Raw genomic sequence first — 16,697 nt, 5'->3', positions numbered from 1 at the left:
AACGCCTATTGGAATGACCCGAATCAACCATCAGTCGGTTCTCCCAGAAGCCGAGATCAGAGATCCGTGTCTCACGTAGACACGGCATGCGAAATAACGGTAAAGTCCGTCAACTGTGGGGCTTCGTTCATCGGTAATCGTCGGTCGTGACCATGAGCGACGTGTGATCGAGGAAGGACTGGCCGCCGCACGGTCGGGCAGCGGAGGCGCCATCTTTCTCATCGGCGAGGGCGGCATCGGAAAGTCTCGTCTCGCCGCCACCGCCGCAGATCGCGCCTACGGCTCCGGTATGCGGCTGATGCAGGGGCGCAGCAGCACCACCGGGCCGCTGGTGCCATACCGGTCGCTAACCGAGGCGGTCCTTTCGCTGTTGAGGGCCGGCGAACTGGTGGACATTGACGCACTTGGCCCGTACCGTCCGGTGCTCGGGCGGCTGGTGCCAGATCTGCGTCCGGTGTCCGCAGAACACGGCGACACCTCACTGATCATCCTGGCTGAGGCGATGCTCCGGCTCACGGCGCTTGCCGGACGGGAATCCGGTTGCCTATTGACGCTGGAGGACCTGCACGACGCCGACTCGGAAACCCTCGGGGTGGCGGAGTATCTGGTCGACAACCTGTCCCGGCAGCCCGCACTCCTGCTCGGTACGCTCCGTCCGGAGCCGTGCCCCGCACTGGACCTCGTGCGCTCGGTCGCGCAGCGCGGCCACGGCGTGCTGATCGAACTGCACCGGCTGGACCGGTCGCAGGTGCTTGAGATGATCGCTTCCTACCTGGAGACCAGCCCGCAGGACGTGCCGGCGACCGTCACCGAGTTGGTCTGGGCCGGCAGCACCGGAAACCCCTTCCTGGTCGAGGACCTACTGGCCGGGGTATGCGACAGCGACATGCTGGTCGAGACGGAGACCGGCTGGCAGATCCACGAGGGCGCCCTGGCCAGCCGGCCGGACACGTTCGTTCGCAGCGTCCGGCGCAGAATCGAGCAGCTCCCCGACCGCACCCGGGACCTGATCATGGCGAGTGCGCTGGTAGGCTCCCGTTTTCCGCTCGCCGTGGCGCAGGCGGTGACCGGGATGCCCGACCGAGAGTTACTCACCCACCTGCAGGGTCCGCTCACTGCACAGCTCGTGGCCGCCGACGACCAAACGCCGGACTGGTACCGGTTCCAGCACCCACTGGTGCAGGAGGCACTGCTGAGCCTGCTGGAGCCCGCAGAGCGGACCCGACTGGCCCGCCGGACCGCCGACGCGGTCGCGTCCGTCCACCCCGGCCTGCCCGGTGAGTGGTGCCAGATCACCGCCGCCCTACGCCTCGCCGGGGGCGAGCGGGTTGCCGCAGGTCGCCTCTTCGCCGAGGCGGGACGGCGATGTCTGGCCGAAGGGGCCGCCAACTCCGCTGTAGCGCTGCTGGAACGGGCCTGGGAACTGCTGGTCGACGACGACCTGTCGGTCCGCGCCGACGCACTGGAGCCGTTGATCTACGCGCTGGCCGAGGCGGGCCGGATCGACCGGGCGCTGGCCTCCGTAGAACTCGTCGAGCAGGTGGCCGGCGCACTCGACGAGCGACGACTGGCCCGGCTGCACACCCGGCTGGCGTGGGCCGCGATGCTGGCGGGCGAGTTGTCCGAGGGACTGAACCGGGTACGGGCGGCCCGGGCCCTGCTCGGACCAGACGCGTTGCCGGCCGATGTTGCCGCAGTCGACGTGGTGGCCGCCCACCTCGAACTCGACCGACCCGGCCCGGATCGCCTGGACCAGGTGGAGGCGATGACCCGACGCGCGGCGACCGTGGCGGAGACGGTGCCCCTGCCGGTGGTCGCCTGCCAGGCCTGGCAGCTGCTCGGCGCCTTGGTCCGGCACCGCGACCCGGCTGAGGCCACGGCCTACCTGGAACGCAGCCGCACGATCGCGGTGGAGCACGACCAGCCGATATGGGAGATCCACGCACTGGTCCGGCTCGGCAACGACGACGCGCTACGCAAAGCAGACACGGAGCGGCTCGAACAGGCTCGGACGCAGGCCACCCGGATCGGCGCGGTAACTGCCCGATACCAGGCGGAGGCGAGCATCGCCCTGCAAGCCATCCTGCGCGGCGACTTCGAGCGGGCCGCGGCGTTAATCGACGACGTGCGGACAGCCACCAGCAGGCTGAAGCTGCTGGAGACGACCGAGTACGTCATGCTGCTGCGGGTGGTCCTCGCCGCCCACCGGGGTCGGCGCCGGGACATGGACGACGCCCTCGCTCAACTGGTGGACGCGCACGGCGATCAAACTCGCAACAGCCCGCGGATCCACGGGCTGGCCCGGACGTTCTGCGCCCTGCTCGAGGAGAACCGCTTCCGAGCTGTCGCGGATATGTCCCAGGCGCTCACGGCGGACACGCGGAACCCGACGACGATCCAGCTCATCGGGCGGTACGGGCTACACCTACTGCTCAGCGCGCTGCACGGCGGGACCAACGAGACGGAGCCGGCCGTGGCCGCTCCACTGACGCCGTTCCGCTGGGACCGTCAGTTCGCGCTCTTCGCCCGGGCCGTCCTCGCCGGGCGGGCCGGCGACGAGTACCGCGCCTGCGCCGCCGTCGCCGAGGCATCGCGGGTCGGACAGCCATACCCGATGGGCCGCCATCTTGGGCTTCGGTTGGTCGCCGAGGCCGCTCTGGCCGACGGGTGGGGCACCCCGGTCGACTGGCTGCGCACCGCCGAGGAGTACTTCCACTCAGCCGACGTGAGCGCCGTCGCCGGAGCCTGCCGTGCCCTGCTACGCACCGCGGGAGTCCGGGTCTCGCAGCGACGTGCCGGCTTCCGTCAGGTGCCGGGCTCGCTCCGCTCGGCCGGGGTCACCGTCAGGGAGTTCGAGGTGCTGCAACTCCTCGTCGAGCGGCTCAGCAACCGGGAGATCGCCGAACGGCTCTACCTCTCCGCCCGGACCGTGGAACGGCACATCTCCAACCTGATCGTCAAGACCGGGCTACCCAACCGGATCGCCCTGAGCGAGTTCGCCTCCCGCGGATACCGCAGCTGAATGTTCCTCTCGTCGCACTGAACGACCCGCCGCCCGGTGCTCTACCCGGCGCCTGGGGCATCGAAGGCAGCACGCAGCCGGGAGAGCGCCCTGACGGACATGCCAACCCCCCGACACATCGCCTCCACGCGGTCCGGAACGACCGCCGAGGTGAGCAGGGGCACTCTCGCCCGACGCAGCGTGTCCGACCACCGGCCGGCCGGGCAGCCCACACCAGGCCCCGCCAGTGTCAGCCGGAACAGCACGTGCTCGCAGCGTACCTGCCGGAACGCGATCGCCGGCTGGGCTGCGGCCAGGATGCCGGTGACCGTCGCGCACCATCGTGACGGCACCACGAAGATCAGGTCGGCGAGGTCGCCGAAGGCGGGCAGGACGGTCACCATCTCCACCGTCGTACCGGTCCCGGCGACCAGCCGCAACAGGTCACCCGGGCATGCCACGGGATCCACGAGCCCCGCGATGGTGATCACGGCGCTCGTCGCGTCGCGCATCAGGCTGGCCACCGGGGGCGGCCGCACCGGTCGGCCCTGCTGAGCCAGGAGCGCCGCCGGCTGCGTCCGACGCAGGGCCCCGGACCACGATGCGCCGCCGAGCACGTCCCCGCCCGGCGGCGCGTCGTGACGTGGTGCATGGAGCATCGATCCTCCCAGGGGCCGCGGGCGTGCCACCTGCGCCGGCTCCGACCGGCCTGCGCCCGACTGCCGGTCAAGCCTGCCGCCCGTCCAGCGGTCCGAGACAGGGACATAGCGGCAGAGTGGCCACGTCGGCCTGTCTGCGTGTTTGTCCCTACGTTCCGCACCTCGGCGGCGGCACGCTGGCAGGCCAGAGCAGACTCGACGAGCCGGCAGGAGACCCAGCATGACCGATGACAGCCTCTACCGAGTCGTCCGCAACGACGAGGAACAGTACTCGATCTGGTGGGCCGACCGTGACCTGCCGCCCGGCTGGGAGGCCGAAGGTACCACCGGCACCCGCCAGCAGTGCCTCGACCACATCGGACGCGTCTGGACCGACATGCGCCCCGCCAGCCTCCGTCGACGCATGGCCGAGGCCGGAGCGGGGGCAGCGTGATCGCGCTGTTCACCGGCCGCGCCCACCGGCCGGGAAAGAGACCCTGATGGGCGGGTATCCCGAGCTGACGACCGGGGTGCTCTCCACCATCGGTGCGACGCCGCTGGTGCAGCTCACGCGGATCTTCCCGGACAACTCCGTGCGTACGTACGCCAAACTGGAGTTGGCCAATCCGGGAGGCAGCATCAAGGACCGCTCGGCGTACGTGATGCTGGCCGGCGCGATCCGCGCCGGCCAGGTGGTACCCGGCCGGTCCGTGATAGTGGAATCCAGCTCGGGCAACCTCGGCATCGGGCTGGCGCAGGCGTGCCGGTACTTCGACGTACGGTTCATCTGCGTGGTGGACCCCCGTACCAACGCCCAGAGCATCGCGATCATGCGCGCCTTCGGTGCTCAGGTGGAAACCGTCACCACCCGGGACCCGGCCACAGGCGAGTACCTTCCGGTGCGGATCCGGCGGGTACAGGAGCTTGTCGCCACACTGCCCGGTGCCTGGTGCCCGAACCAGTACGCGAACCCCCGCAACGCGCTGGCGCACCGGGCCACGATGCGGGAGATCGTCGAGGCGCTCGACGGGCAGGTGGACTACGTCTTCTGCGCCACCAGCTCCTGCGGCACGCTGCGGGGCTGCGCGGAGTTCGTACGGGAGTGCGGACTGCCGACCCGGATCGTGGCGGTCGACGCGGAGGGCAGCGCGATCTTCCATACACCGACCGGGCAGCGACTCATCCCCGGTCACGGCGCGGCCGTACGTCCCGCGCTGCACCGACCGGGACTTGCCGACGAGGTCGTCCACGTCAGTGATCTGGAGTCCGTGGTGGGCTGCCGCCGGCTCGCCGCCCGCGAGGCGATCCTCGCCGGTGGCTCCTCCGGAGCGGTGGTCAGCGCGTTGGACCGGATCCGGCACCGGATTCCCGCCGGGTCGATCTGTGCGCTGGTCCTGCCCGACCGTGGCGAGCGGTACCTGGACAGCGTCTACGACGACGCCTGGGTCGCGCAGCACTTCGGCGACGTCACGCAGCTGTGGAAGGACGATCCAGTGGAGGTGGCACTTGCTGATCATCAGTAACAAGGCTGTCCAGGAGGTACTGGTCGGACGCGAATCGGAGGTGATCACGGCAGTGCGGCAGGCGTACCTGCGGCACGCGGCAGGCGACAGCGCCCTGCCGCACTCCGTGTTCCTGCGCTTCCCCGACGACGACCGCAACCGCATCATCGGGCTGCCGGCCTACCTCGGCGGGCGCGAAGCGGTTGCCGGGATGAAGTGGATCGCGTCCTTCCCGGGCAACGTCCGACAGGGCCTGCAGCGCGCCTCCGCCGTGATCGTCCTCAACTCGATGCGGACCGGCCAGCCGGTCGCCCTGATCGAGGGTTCGACGATCTCCGCATGGCGGACCGCGGCTGGCGCCGCATTGGCGGCGGCGGTCCTGCCTGCGGCGCAACCCGCGACCGGGGTGTCCCTGCTCGGCTGCGGCTTCATCAACACCGAGGTGCTGCGTTTTCTACGGACCGTGCATCCAGGCATACGCAAGGCGGCCTTGTTCGATCCGGACCGAGACCGGGCTGCGGCGTTCGCCCGGCGCTGGGCCGGGGAGCTGGACGTGACAGTGGCCGATACAGCGGAGGCGGCCCTGGCCGCCCACCCGCTGATCAGTGTGGCCACCACCGCCACCAGCCCGCACCTGGATCTGGCCGCCTGCCGGCCCGGGTCTCTGGTGCTGCACCTGTCGCTGCGGGACGTGCCGGTGGACGCGGTCCTCGCGGCGGACAACATCGTCGACGACGCCGACCACGTCTGCTGCGCCGGCACGTCGCTGCACTTGGCCGAGCAGCGGACGGGGAACCGGGGTTTCATTCGCGCCGCCCTCGGCGACCTGCTGCGTGACGGAGCACAGCACCCGCGTGACCCGCACCGGGTCACCCTCTTCTCCCCGTTCGGGCTGGGTGTCCTCGACCTGGCCGTCGCCGACCTCGTGCTGCGCGACGCCCGGCGCCGAGGGCTCGGCGTGGAACTGCCCGACTTCCTCCCGCCGGAGCAGACGGGGTGACCGGCTGACCCAGGCGTCACGGGGCGCCGCCTGGGTCAGATCAGGCCGGCGCGTACCGCGCGAGCCACCGCCTGGGCCCGGTTGCGCACCTGCAGCCGGGCCATCAGCTCGTAGCCCACGTTCTTGACGGTGTGCTCGGAGCAGCGCAGCATCCGGGCGATCGCCGCGTTGCCGTGCCCCTCGGCCATCAAGGCCAGCACCTCCGTCTGCCGCACGGTCAGTGGTGACGCGGACGCCGGCCGCGGCTCGGCCCCGAGAAGCCGTACCAGAACGGCGTACGGCAGCCGCCCGTCGCCGTGCCGAGCGGAGTGCAGCGCCGCGACCAGACCGGCGCTGGTCACGTCTGCGCGCCGCAGCATCGTCCGTACCCCTGCGGCCATGGCCCGTCGCACCGCATTCGAGGAGAACGCCTCGGCCATGGCCAGCGCCGGAGAGACCACCCCGCGGGTGCCGCCACCCCGGTGGGGGGAACGGTACAGCGCCAGCGCCTCGTCGAGCGTGCCGGCCGCGGCCAGGAGCACGTCCGCACAGACGTCCGCCTCGGGCACCACGGTGACCCCGCCACCGGCCAGCATCGCCAGCAGATCCTGCCGCCCGCGCGGATCGGCCACCACGAGACGCACCCGCAGCATGTCACCGGCGTCGCTCACAGCAGCCCCGCCCGCAGGGCATACGCGACGGCATGCGCCCGGTTGCGCAGCCGGAACCGGTGCGTGATGTCGTGCACCACGCTGACCACGGTGCGCGTCGAATAGCACAACTCCCGCGCGATCTCATGGGTCTCCCGCCCCTCGGCCACCAGTTTGAGCACGGCGCGTTCCCGCTCGCTCAGGCCCGCACCGGCGTGATGCTTCGCTGCCGCAGCGGCGGCCCGGTTGCCCGGGCTCTCTTCCAGCAGCCAGGTGAGCATGTCGGGGGGCATGGCGCAGTCGCCCTGGGCAGCGGCCAGGACTGTACGGGTGAGCCTGGCCGAGTCGGCCTCCCGGCGTCGCAGCAGGCCGCGGGCGCCGGCGGCGATCGCGTGCAGCACGTCGGCGGCGATCAGTTCGGTCGCCACGAGCACCACCTCCGGCCGGTGCGTCGCGTTGCGCAGGCCGCGCACCACGTCCAGTGCCCGCGGGCCCACCTCGTCGACGATCACCACCGTCACATCGGCCGGCTCCTGCGACGACACCGGAATCAGGTGGGAGCTGTTCCGAAGCGCGCTTGTCGCGCCGGCCTCCAACACCGGATCCGAGGCGATGACGCTGACGTGAACGGGATCAACCACCGGTTCCTCCAGTGCGGGGCAAAGGGTCTTTCTCGGCCCGATCAGCGTCGCCGACGCTCCTCACGGTCGGCATCGGGAACAATCCCGCAGATTCCCTCGCCGCCGCGACCTGTGTCTATGCGATGCGGTGCATTGCCGAGCAGCCGTGCGAGGAGTACCGGCGAGGCGAACGCACGAGAATCTACGGGGGGGGGACCCGCAGCGCGGCAGCTCCGGAAACGGCGGTATCCGGCATGGTGACCACGCCGGATACCCACCTCCCTCGCTGCGTCGGTCAGTCCACCGGCTGCACGTCCTCTCCCGTCGCGGCCATCCGCTCGGTCCGTCGCATGAGGTCGTCGAGTGTGCCGGCCAGGTCGGCCACGTGCGGCGGCTTGAGAACCCCCAGGTGGTCCCCACCCACCCGCTGGATCCGCAGGCCGCCGGGTGTCAAGTCGCTCCACCGCTGCCGGTACTGCTCGTAGGACTGTCCCCAAGCGACCACATGCAACCCTTCGGCGAGCTCGTCGCCGACCAGCAGATGCAACTGTCCCGGATAGGGACGCTGCCGGTGGCCCAGGGTCGCCTGATGCAACTCCCGCCACACCTTCAGTCGTCTGGCCCAGAACGTGTCGCCCGGCTCGGGCGGTTCCTTCGCGCCCTCGTCGATGACCCGGTCGAGCACCGCCACGAACCGCCGCTGCAGTTCGGCGATCCGCTCCGGATCGGTGCAGAGGTCCAGTTCGACCAGCAGATCCTCGCCCTCGGCGAATGCCGCACAGGCTTCCCACAGGGTCTGCCGGGTGTGACTGTCCTGAGACGGGTCAAGCAGCACGTAGGTGACCCGCTCGCCCTCACGCAGCAGGCGCGCGGCCATCTCGCCGGTGACCGGCCCCGACCCGCACCAGCCGAGCAGGTGGTACGGGCCGGTGGGGCGCACCGTCCGGATCTGCCGCAGGAAGATCTCGGCGACCTGCCCGATGCTCTGCGGCGAGGGCACCTGCCGGTGCATGCCCGGCCACTCCAGGGCGGCCACGGGACGGCCGGGGGGCAGGTACTCGGCGAGATGCACGTACCACTGCCCGCCGCCCGGATAGACGCAGAACAGCGGTGGCAGGTCGCCCTCGCGGCGGAACCACAGCAACGCGTCGGCCTCCCAGTCGGAGGGGTCGTCCGGGTTCGCGGCGGCGACGGGACGTAACCCGTCGCGCAGCCCCGGGTCGACCGCCTGGGCCAGCTCCCGCACGGTGCGGTGTTGGTAGAACTCCCGGAACGCCACTCCGAGCCCGTGCTTCTCACGCAACTCCACCACCAGACGCATGACCGTCATGGAATGCACTCCGAGGGCGGTGAAGGACTCGTCCACACCGACCTTGGGCAGGCCGAGGACTGTGGCCAGCGCGCCGGCCAGGATGCTTTCCACGGCGGTGCGCGGGGCCAGGTACGGACGGGTCGCCGGGACCGGACCGGGGGCGGGCAACGCCTTGGCGTCCACCTTGCCGCTGGCGGTCATGGGCAACACGTCGAGCACCACGTACGCCGAGGGAACGAGGTACTCGGGCATCGTGCGGGACATCCGCTCGGCCACCGCCTCGCCGTCGAGCTCACCGGTCGGCACCAGGTAGGCCACCAGACTTCGCTCCCCGTCGGGGCGGGTGTGCACGCGCACCGCGACGTCACGCAGGTCGGCGTGCCGCCGCAGGGCCGCCTCCACCTCACCCAGCTCGATCCGGTACCCACGGACCTTGACCTGGTGGTCGGCGCGGCCGAGGAACTCCAGCGTCCCGTCCTCGCACCAGCGGGCCAGGTCCCCGGTGCGGTACAGGCGGGCGCCGGGCCGCGGTGGGTACGGGTCGGGGACGAATCGCTCGGCGGTCAGCTCGGGCCGCTCCACGTAGCCCCGGGCGACCTGCGCACCGCCGACGTACAGCTCGCCGCCTACCCCGACGGGGGTTGGGCACATGTCGGCGTCGAGGACACGCATCACGGTGTTGTGGATCGGTCGGCCGATCGACAACACGCCAGAGGCCAGCTTGTCGGCGGTGTTCTCGGTGTAGGAACAGCCGACGGTGGTCTCGGTCGGCCCGTACTCGTTGTCGATGACGGTGTCCGGGGCGTACCGAGCCCAGGCGGAGACCATCTCCCGGGTCAGCTCCTCACCCCCGGCCACGATCCTCCCGGTCGCGCCCCTGATCTCGTCTGGTGACAGCGTCCCGTTGAGGATGGCCACATGCGTCGGGGTCGCCTTGAGCAGCCCGAAGCCGCCGCCGCGCATGGCCTCGACCAGACCGTCCAGGCCGGGGGTGCCGTCGTCCGCCGTCAGCGTCACCGACTGGCCGGTGAGCAGGGCCGGGTAGATCGCTGTCAGCGGCAGGTCGAAGGCCACCGACGAGTAGAGGGCAGCGCCGGTGCCACCGAGGGGGGTGTACGCCTCGATCGCCCACTGGACGTAGTTGACCAGGTTCCGATGCTCGATCATCACGCCCTTCGGCACCCCGGTGGAACCGGAGGTGTAGATGATGTAGGCCAGGGCGTCGGGTGTCGCGGTGCGACCCAGCCCGGTGACCGGGCACCGGGCGACTGCCGGGTCGGTGTCGACCACGACCGCCGGCACGGGTGCCCCGTCGAGCCGGTCGGCCACGGCCGACTCGGTGACCATCATGACGACCCGAGCCTCCTCGAGCAGCATTCGGATCCGATCCGCAGGGTGGTTCGGGTCGACGGGCAGGTACGCCGCGCCGGCCTTGTTGACGGCGAGGAGCGCGACGATCAGCTCCGGTCCGCGACGCAGCAGCAGTCCGACCCGGTCCTCCGGACCCACACCCCGGGCACGTAGGTGGTGGGCGAGCTGGTTGGCCCGCGCGTCGAGCTCGGCGTAGCTGACCCTCTCCCCGTCGGCGCAGCGCATCGCCACCGCCTGAGGGGTTCGGGCCACCTGCTGCTCGAACAGCTCGTGCACGCACAGGTCGGGATGGGCGACCTCAGGACCGGTGACAAACCCGGTCAGCAGGTCGAGCTGCGCCTCGTCGAGGGCGGCGCCCCGGGCGTCCCCGCCCGGATCGGCCGCCATCGACTCCAGCACCCGACGGTACATCCGGGCCAACTGCTGCCCGTTGGCCCGGCTGATCCGCTCCGGGCGGGCGGTGAAGAACAGCGCACCGGGGAAGGTCCACGTGTCCAGGGCGAATTCGTTCGGGCTCACGTCGACCACCCCGGCCGAGTCGATGGCGTCCCCGTCGAGCACATGGAAATCCAGATAGGTGAAGCTAACCTCGACCAGGGGGGTGCCGTCGCCCCACCGCCGTTGGATCTCCGGCAGCGGGAAACGCCGGTGGGGCCAGATCGCCACCTCCTCCGCGAAGGCCTGCCGCACGAGGTCGGTCCAGGTCGCTCCGGTCAGCTCGACGCCGGCCGGAAGCGTGTTCAGGTGCATGCCGCGGACCGCCTCGCCACCCTCAGTCTCCAGCCGTCCGTTACAGACCAGACCACTGTGGAACCGGTGAGACCCGCCCACGGCGCGCAGCACCGCCAGATGCGCGCCGAACAACACACTCTTCAGCGGCACTCCCGCGGTTGCGGCCAGCCGTCGCAGGCCCGGCTCCAGATCGGCGAAGGACAACCCGATCTTGTACGGCCGCTCGCCCGCACCGGGATCGGCAGCCCAGCCCGCCGGCAGCGCGACGGGTTCGAACCGGGCCAGCCGGTCGGCCCAGAACGTCTGGTCCGCCGCTGAGGCTAGGGACCGCTGCTCCAGTGCGATGAAGTCGGCGTACCGGACCGAGTGGACCGGCCGGCGGTCGAGGCCACGGCCGTCGCGGATGCTCCGGTAGTCGGCGAGCAACTCGGCCATCAGGGAATGGTGGCTCCAGCCGTCCAGGATGGCGTGGCACTCGATGAAGGAGAACGTCCACCGGTCTGCCGCCGTCTGGTGGACGTGGAAGCGCAGCATCGGTGCCCGGGCGGTGTCGAACAGTTCGCGCCGAACCCGAGCGGTGAACTTCCGCAGCGTCTGCTCGACCGCCTGCTCCGAGCGCCCACGCAGGTCTTCGTAGCCCACCTCCACGTCGCCCCTCGCGTGGACCAGTTGCAGCGGCTGCGGGTAGGCGTCCAGGCGGAAACTGGTCCGCAGGATCTCGTGCCGGCTGGCCAGCAGCGCGGCCGCCTCACGCAGCGCGGACAGCGAGAACGGCGCGTCGTCGACAATCGGGAACAGCGTGATGTTGTGGTAAGGGCTGTCGTCGTCGGCGAGCATCTGGTAGACCATGGCGGCCTGCACCATGGACAGCGGGTAGGCGTCCACCACGTCCGGCGGCAGCGCCGCTCGCTCGGTCTCAGGAAGCAGCGCGAAGGGGGCGACCCGCTGTTCCTCGGTCCCGGCCGACGCCGAGCCGGACGCCGAGGCGACCAGGCGGCTGAGGCTGTCGATGCTCTGGTGCAACAACAGGTCCCGCACCGTCACGTCGATGCCGTGTCGGCGCAGTGCGCCGACCACGCGGATGGCGCGGATGGAGTCTCCGCCACGGACGAAGAAGTTGTCGTGCACACCCACCGCGTCGACGCCGAGCGCCGCGGTCCACGCCTCGGCCATGATCTGCTCGACGGGATTGCGCGGAGCCACCAGACCGGTCGGACCGAGTCCCCGGGCCGTACCCGGGTCGGGCAGAGCGCGTCGGTCGACCTTGCCGTTGCCGGTGATCGGGATCGCGTCCAGCGGCACGAAGACCGCCGGCACCATGTACGACGGCAGACGCGCGCCGAGATGTTCGCGCAGCACCGTGAGGTCGACCGTCCGGCCCTCGGCCCCGACGACGTAGGCGACGAGTCGATTTTCCTGGTCCCCGGCCCCGCGGTGGGCGATGACCACGCTGCCGTCGACGTCCGGGTGCGTGCGGATGGCCGCTTCGACCTCACCCGGTTCGATCCGGTGTCCCCGGATCTTGATCTGATCGTCCGCGCGGCCGAGGAACTCCAGCTCCCCGTCCGGGGTCCACCGGGCGAGGTCGCCCGTGCGGTACATGCGCCCGCCCGGCGTCGGGCCGAACGGGTCGGGGCCGAACCGGTCGGCGGTCAGCGCCGGCCGGTTGAGGTAGCCCCGGGCCAGTCCAGCTCCGGCGACGAAGATCTGCCCGGGCACACCGACCGGAACCGGTTCCAGGTCGTCGTCGAGCAGGTAGATCCGCAGGTCCGGCAGGGGACGCCCGATCGGGCTACGTGTCCCGCCGACGATCTCCTCCGGCCGGATCGGCCGGTACGTCACATGCACCGTCGTTTCGGTGATCCCATACATGTTCACCAGCTCAGGACTGTCCGCACCGAACCGGGCGAACCACGGGGCGAGGTCCGCGACGTCGAGGGCCTCGCCACCGAAGACGACCGTCCGCAGCGCCAGTTCCCCGGGCGCCGTGTCCGTCTCGGTAACCGCCTCGACCAGGGTGCGGAAGGCTGACGGCGTCTGGTTGAGCACGGTGACCCGCTCGGCGACCAGCAGCTCCAGGAAGTCATGCGGAGAGCGGGACACCTCGAACGGCACGACGACGAGACGTCCTCCGTGCAGCAGCGGCCCCCACAGCTCCCAGACCGAGAAGTCGAACGCGTACGAGTGGAACAACGTCCACACGTCGCCGGGGCCGAACCGGAAGGCGGCGCGGCAGGAGTCGAAGAGGCGCACGACGTTCGCATGGCTGACCGGCACTCCCTTCGGCCGTCCCGTGGAGCCGGAGGTGTAGATGACGTAGGCGACGTCGTCGGGCCGGCCGGCGGGCAGCGGCGGCACGTCGGGGTGCCGCGGCACGTCCTGGTCGACCAGCGCCACCGGCACGTCACCCGCCGGTAGCCGCCCGACCAGGTCGCTGTGGGTGACGACAACGCACGCACCGGCGTCGTCGAGGATGTACCGCAGCCGGTCGGCAGGCTGCCCAGGGTCCAGCGGGAGGTAGCCGGCGCCGGCCCGCAGCACGCCGAGCAGGGCCACGACCAGCTCCACCCGGCGGTCCAGACAGACCCCGACCAGAGTCTGCGGACCGGCACCGACCGCACGCAGGTGGCGCGCGAACCGGTCGACCCGCTCGTCCAGTTCCGCGTAGGTCAGCGTGCCGCCGGGGCCGGTGACCGCGACCGCGTCCGGGGTGCGCCGCGCCTGCTCGCTGAACAGCTCCGGCAGGGTTCGCGTCACGGGGAAGGACTCCCCGGTACCGCTGCGCTCGGCGAGCAGGTGACGGCGCTCGGCGTCGGTGAGCATCGCGAGCCGGCCGACTGGACGGTCGGGGTCGGCGACCACACTCCGCAACAGGCGCAGGTAGTGGCCCACCATCCGGCGCACCGTGGTCGCGTCGAACAGGGCGGTGGCGTACTCCAGTTTGCCGACCATCGTCCCGTCCGGGCGGGAGGCGAGGTTGAGGCTCAGGTCATACTTGGCCACCTCCCAGCCGACGGGCTCCCGCTCGGCGCGCACGGCGGTGTTCCCCGCCGGCGCAGCCGGCCCCGTGGGGGCGTCCTCGACCTGGAACACCACCTGGAACAGCGGCGTACGTGCCGGGTCCCGGACCGGGTCCAGGTCGTCGACCAGCCGTTCGAAAGGAATGTGCTGATGGGCGTACGCCTCCAGCACGGTCTCCCGGACGCGCGTCACCAGATCCACGAAGGCCAACCTGCGGTCCACCTCGGTGCGCAGGGTCACCATGTTGACGAACGGGCCGATCAGGCCGTGGACGTCGGTCCGGTCCCGGCCGGCCACGGGACTGCCGACCACCACGTCGGACTGACCGCAATGGCGGGCGAGCAGCACCTGGAAGGCAGCCAGCAGCACCATGAACGGGGTCGCCCCGTGCGTCCGTCCGAGACGGACGAGAGAGGCGGCCAGGTCGGACGGCATGGTGAACGACTCCGCCGCACCCACGTTGCTGCGCACGGCCGGTCGGGGACGGTCGGTCGGCAGCGCCAACGGCGTCAGTCCGGCCAACGCCGTACGCCAGTGGTCGAGCTGCGCGGTCAGGTACGTGCCGGAGAGCCGGTCGACCTGCCATGCGGCGAAGTCGGCGTACTGGACGGGCAGCGGCGCCAGCGGCGCGGGCAGCCCGGCGGCGAACGCGGCGTACAGGGCGTCCAGCTCGGCGAGCAGAATCGACTCGGACCAGCCGTCGGCGGCGATGTGGTGCAGCGTCATCAGCAGGACATGCTCGTCGTCGGCCAGCCGGACCAGCGCTGCCCGCACCGGCCACTCCGCGGCCAGGTCGAAGGGACGGTCGGCATCCCTCTCGACCAGATCGGCCAGCAGCCGCTCGGCGGTGTCCCGGTCGGTCCCGGACAGGTCGGTGTGTTCCCAGGGGATCGACGCGGGCGGGTCAACGAGTTGGACCGGTTCCCCGTCGGTGGTCGTGTAGCGGGTCCGCAGCACCTCGTGCCGGGCCACGATCTCGTCCAGCGCACGGCGTAGCGCAACCGTGTCCAGCGTGCCGCGCAGCCGCAGCCGCACCGGCATCAGGTACTCGGTACTGCCGGGCTGCATCTGGTCGAACAGCCAGAGCCGGCGCTGGGCGAACGACACCGGCAGGGCACCGTCGCGGCGCACCCGGCTGATGCCGGCGTCCGCCCTGGTCGCCAGTCCGCGCAGCCGGCGTTGGAGCAGTTCCTCGCGGGAAACCGAGCTCGTGCTCATCGGTAGCCTTTCTCTGGTGGCAGTCGGTCGACCCCGGAGCCGGGCAGCCCTGCGGTCCCGATCGTGACCGCCGCCCGTACCGTTGCGGGCCACCGATGCCGGCGACGGCCGGACCCAGCGTGGCCGTGCCCGCGACCCGACGGTGAGGGTCAGGCCGGCAGATCCGCTCGCACCTAGGTCTGCCTCCGATGCCACCGCCTTTTCTCATCCGAGACCACTTCGATGCCCGCAGCATCAACCCATGTCGACACAGGTGCCGCCTCTTCGTCGTAATCAGGATTTCCTGTTGCTCTGGACGGGAACCGCGTTGTCGAACCTCGGCTCCCACGCCTCAGCCGTCGCCTATCCGCTGCTGGTGCTCGCCCTCACCGGCTCCCCCGCGGACGCCGGGCTCACCGGATTCGTGGCCCTGTTGCCTCAGCTGCTGCTCCAACTGCCGGCCGGTGTTCTGGTCGACCGGTGCAACCGCAAGCAGGTGATGATCTGGGCTGACGTGTTGCGAGCGCTGGCCCTGGGCAGCCTGGTGCTGGCGTTGCTGGCCGGCCGGCTGTCCCTGCCGCACATCCTCGCGGTCGGCTTCATCGAGGGAAGCCTAGCGGTGTGCTACCGGATCGCCGCCGCCGCGGCGATCCCCAACGTAGTGCACTCCTCCCAGCTGACTGCGGCGATGTCACGCAGCGAGATCCGGGTACGGGGCAGCGCGATGCTCGGCCAGCCGTTGGGCGGCCTGCTGTTCGGGCTCGGTCGGGCGGTGCCCTTCCTCTTCGACATCCTCACCTACGCCCTGTCACTGGTCACGCTGCTGCTCATCCGCAAGGATCTCCAGAGCGACCGCGGCGGCACACGGCGGCAAGGCGGGTTCACCGAGGGTCTGGCCTGGCTGTGGCGTCAGCCGTTCCTGCGCACCACCACGCTGGTGGTCGCTGGCAGCAACCTGCTGTTCGGGGCACTCTTCCTGGTGCTCATCGTGATCGCCGACGATCTTGGCGCGTCCCCGTCCGCAGTGGGGGTGATGCTGGGCATCGGTGCCGTCGGCGGGGTGCTCGGGTCGTTGCTCGCCCCCGCCATCAAAAGCCACCTGTCGATGAGGGTCATCGTCGTTGGCGCGAACTGGGCATGGGCTCTACTGCTGCCGTTGCTCCTGCTGGCGCCCGGCCCGTACTGGATCGGCGCGATCTTCACGCTCATGTCCTTCATCGGGCCCATCTGGAACATCGCCATCTCCTCGTACCAGCTGGCCATCACCCCCGACCGGATCCAGGGCCGGGTGCTCGGCGCCAGCGGGATGATCGCTATGGGCGGCGTCCCGATCGGCCCTCTGGCTGGCGGCTTCCTACTGGAACAGGTCGGAGCGACCACCAGCCTGTGGCTGCTGGCTGCCTGGATGCTGGCACTCGCCGTGGTGGCCACGGTCAGCCCATCGGTACGCCACGCCCCGGCCCTGCCCTCGGCGGTGACCACCGGGCCGCAGTCCGCTTCCGCCCCGGCGGCCGCTGCCCGCTGACCGACTACGCACACGCCCTGTCCGTCCGGGTCTGGTCCACCGCCACGAACCGCAGTTCCGACGTGTACCGGTTGCCCACGTCATCGGTCAACCACACCTGCTCCGGCGTCGGCAACATCTCCGTCACCGTCAACCGCCCACCCACATCC

The 16,697-nt window shown here is 70.8% G+C and carries 9 protein-coding genes; 5 read left to right on the top strand and 4 right to left on the bottom strand.

The features are described from left to right. The first annotated feature begins 115 nt into the window (after window positions 1-115). Window positions 116-3,022 carry an ATP-binding protein gene (locus QSK20_RS21555; RefSeq protein WP_285790409.1) on the top strand — a complete coding sequence of 969 codons (2,907 nt, stop codon included), beginning with the start codon at window positions 116-118 and terminating at the stop codon, window positions 3,020-3,022. Window positions 3,023-3,063: 41 nt separating this feature from the next. Here the strand turns inward: QSK20_RS21555 and QSK20_RS21550 are convergent, their stop codons facing one another. After that, window positions 3,064-3,660, bottom strand: a complete 597-nt coding sequence (locus tag QSK20_RS21550) for a hypothetical protein (RefSeq protein WP_285790408.1) — start codon at window positions 3,658-3,660, stop codon at window positions 3,064-3,066. A gap of 220 nt (window positions 3,661-3,880) precedes the next feature. Between QSK20_RS21550 and QSK20_RS21545 the strand changes: the two genes are divergently transcribed. Genes QSK20_RS21545 through sbnB form a run of 3 tightly spaced genes read left to right on the top strand, consistent with a single transcriptional unit; the run spans window position 3,881 to window position 6,141 of the window. Continuing rightward, window positions 3,881-4,093, top strand: coding sequence for an MbtH family protein (locus QSK20_RS21545; protein WP_285790407.1), 213 nt, complete (start codon window positions 3,881-3,883; stop codon window positions 4,091-4,093). 46 nt (window positions 4,094-4,139) lie between these two features. After that, the gene (gene sbnA / locus QSK20_RS21540; protein ID WP_285790406.1) at window positions 4,140-5,162 is read left to right on the top strand and encodes a 2,3-diaminopropionate biosynthesis protein SbnA; all 1,023 of its coding nucleotides are present in this window, start codon (window positions 4,140-4,142) and stop codon (window positions 5,160-5,162) included. After that, window positions 5,146-6,141 carry a 2,3-diaminopropionate biosynthesis protein SbnB gene (sbnB, locus tag QSK20_RS21535; protein ID WP_285790405.1) on the top strand — a complete coding sequence of 332 codons (996 nt, stop codon included), beginning with the start codon at window positions 5,146-5,148 and terminating at the stop codon, window positions 6,139-6,141. Before sbnA ends, sbnB begins: the two co-directional genes overlap by 17 nt. Before the next feature lie 35 nt (window positions 6,142-6,176). On the opposite strand, the gene QSK20_RS21530 is transcribed toward sbnB, so the two are convergent. The 3 genes from QSK20_RS21530 to QSK20_RS21520 form a co-directional block, all read right to left on the bottom strand. After that, window positions 6,177-6,791 carry a response regulator transcription factor gene (locus tag QSK20_RS21530; RefSeq protein WP_285790404.1) on the bottom strand — a complete coding sequence of 205 codons (615 nt, stop codon included), beginning with the start codon at window positions 6,789-6,791 and terminating at the stop codon, window positions 6,177-6,179. Further along, window positions 6,788-7,411, bottom strand: a complete 624-nt coding sequence (locus QSK20_RS21525) for a helix-turn-helix transcriptional regulator (protein ID WP_285790403.1) — start codon at window positions 7,409-7,411, stop codon at window positions 6,788-6,790. The genes QSK20_RS21530 and QSK20_RS21525 overlap by 4 nt, the downstream gene beginning before the upstream one ends. A gap of 274 nt (window positions 7,412-7,685) precedes the next feature. Then, window positions 7,686-15,044: a non-ribosomal peptide synthetase gene (locus QSK20_RS21520; RefSeq protein ID WP_285790402.1), complete on the bottom strand. Its 7,359-nt coding sequence runs from the start codon at window positions 15,042-15,044 to the stop codon at window positions 7,686-7,688. Between the two features lie 241 nt (window positions 15,045-15,285). On the opposite strand from QSK20_RS21520, the gene QSK20_RS21515 reads away from it, so the two are divergent. Continuing rightward, a complete protein-coding gene (locus QSK20_RS21515) occupies window positions 15,286-16,548 on the top strand; it encodes an MFS transporter (RefSeq protein WP_285790401.1) in 1,263 nt (420 codons plus the stop codon). Window positions 16,549-16,697 lie beyond the last annotated feature (149 nt).

It is taken from the genome of Micromonospora sp. NBRC 101691 (assembly GCF_030269285.1).
Lineage (GTDB): Bacteria > Actinomycetota > Actinomycetes > Mycobacteriales > Micromonosporaceae > Micromonospora > Micromonospora echinospora.
This window is presented reverse-complemented; position numbering and strand designations above follow the sequence as displayed.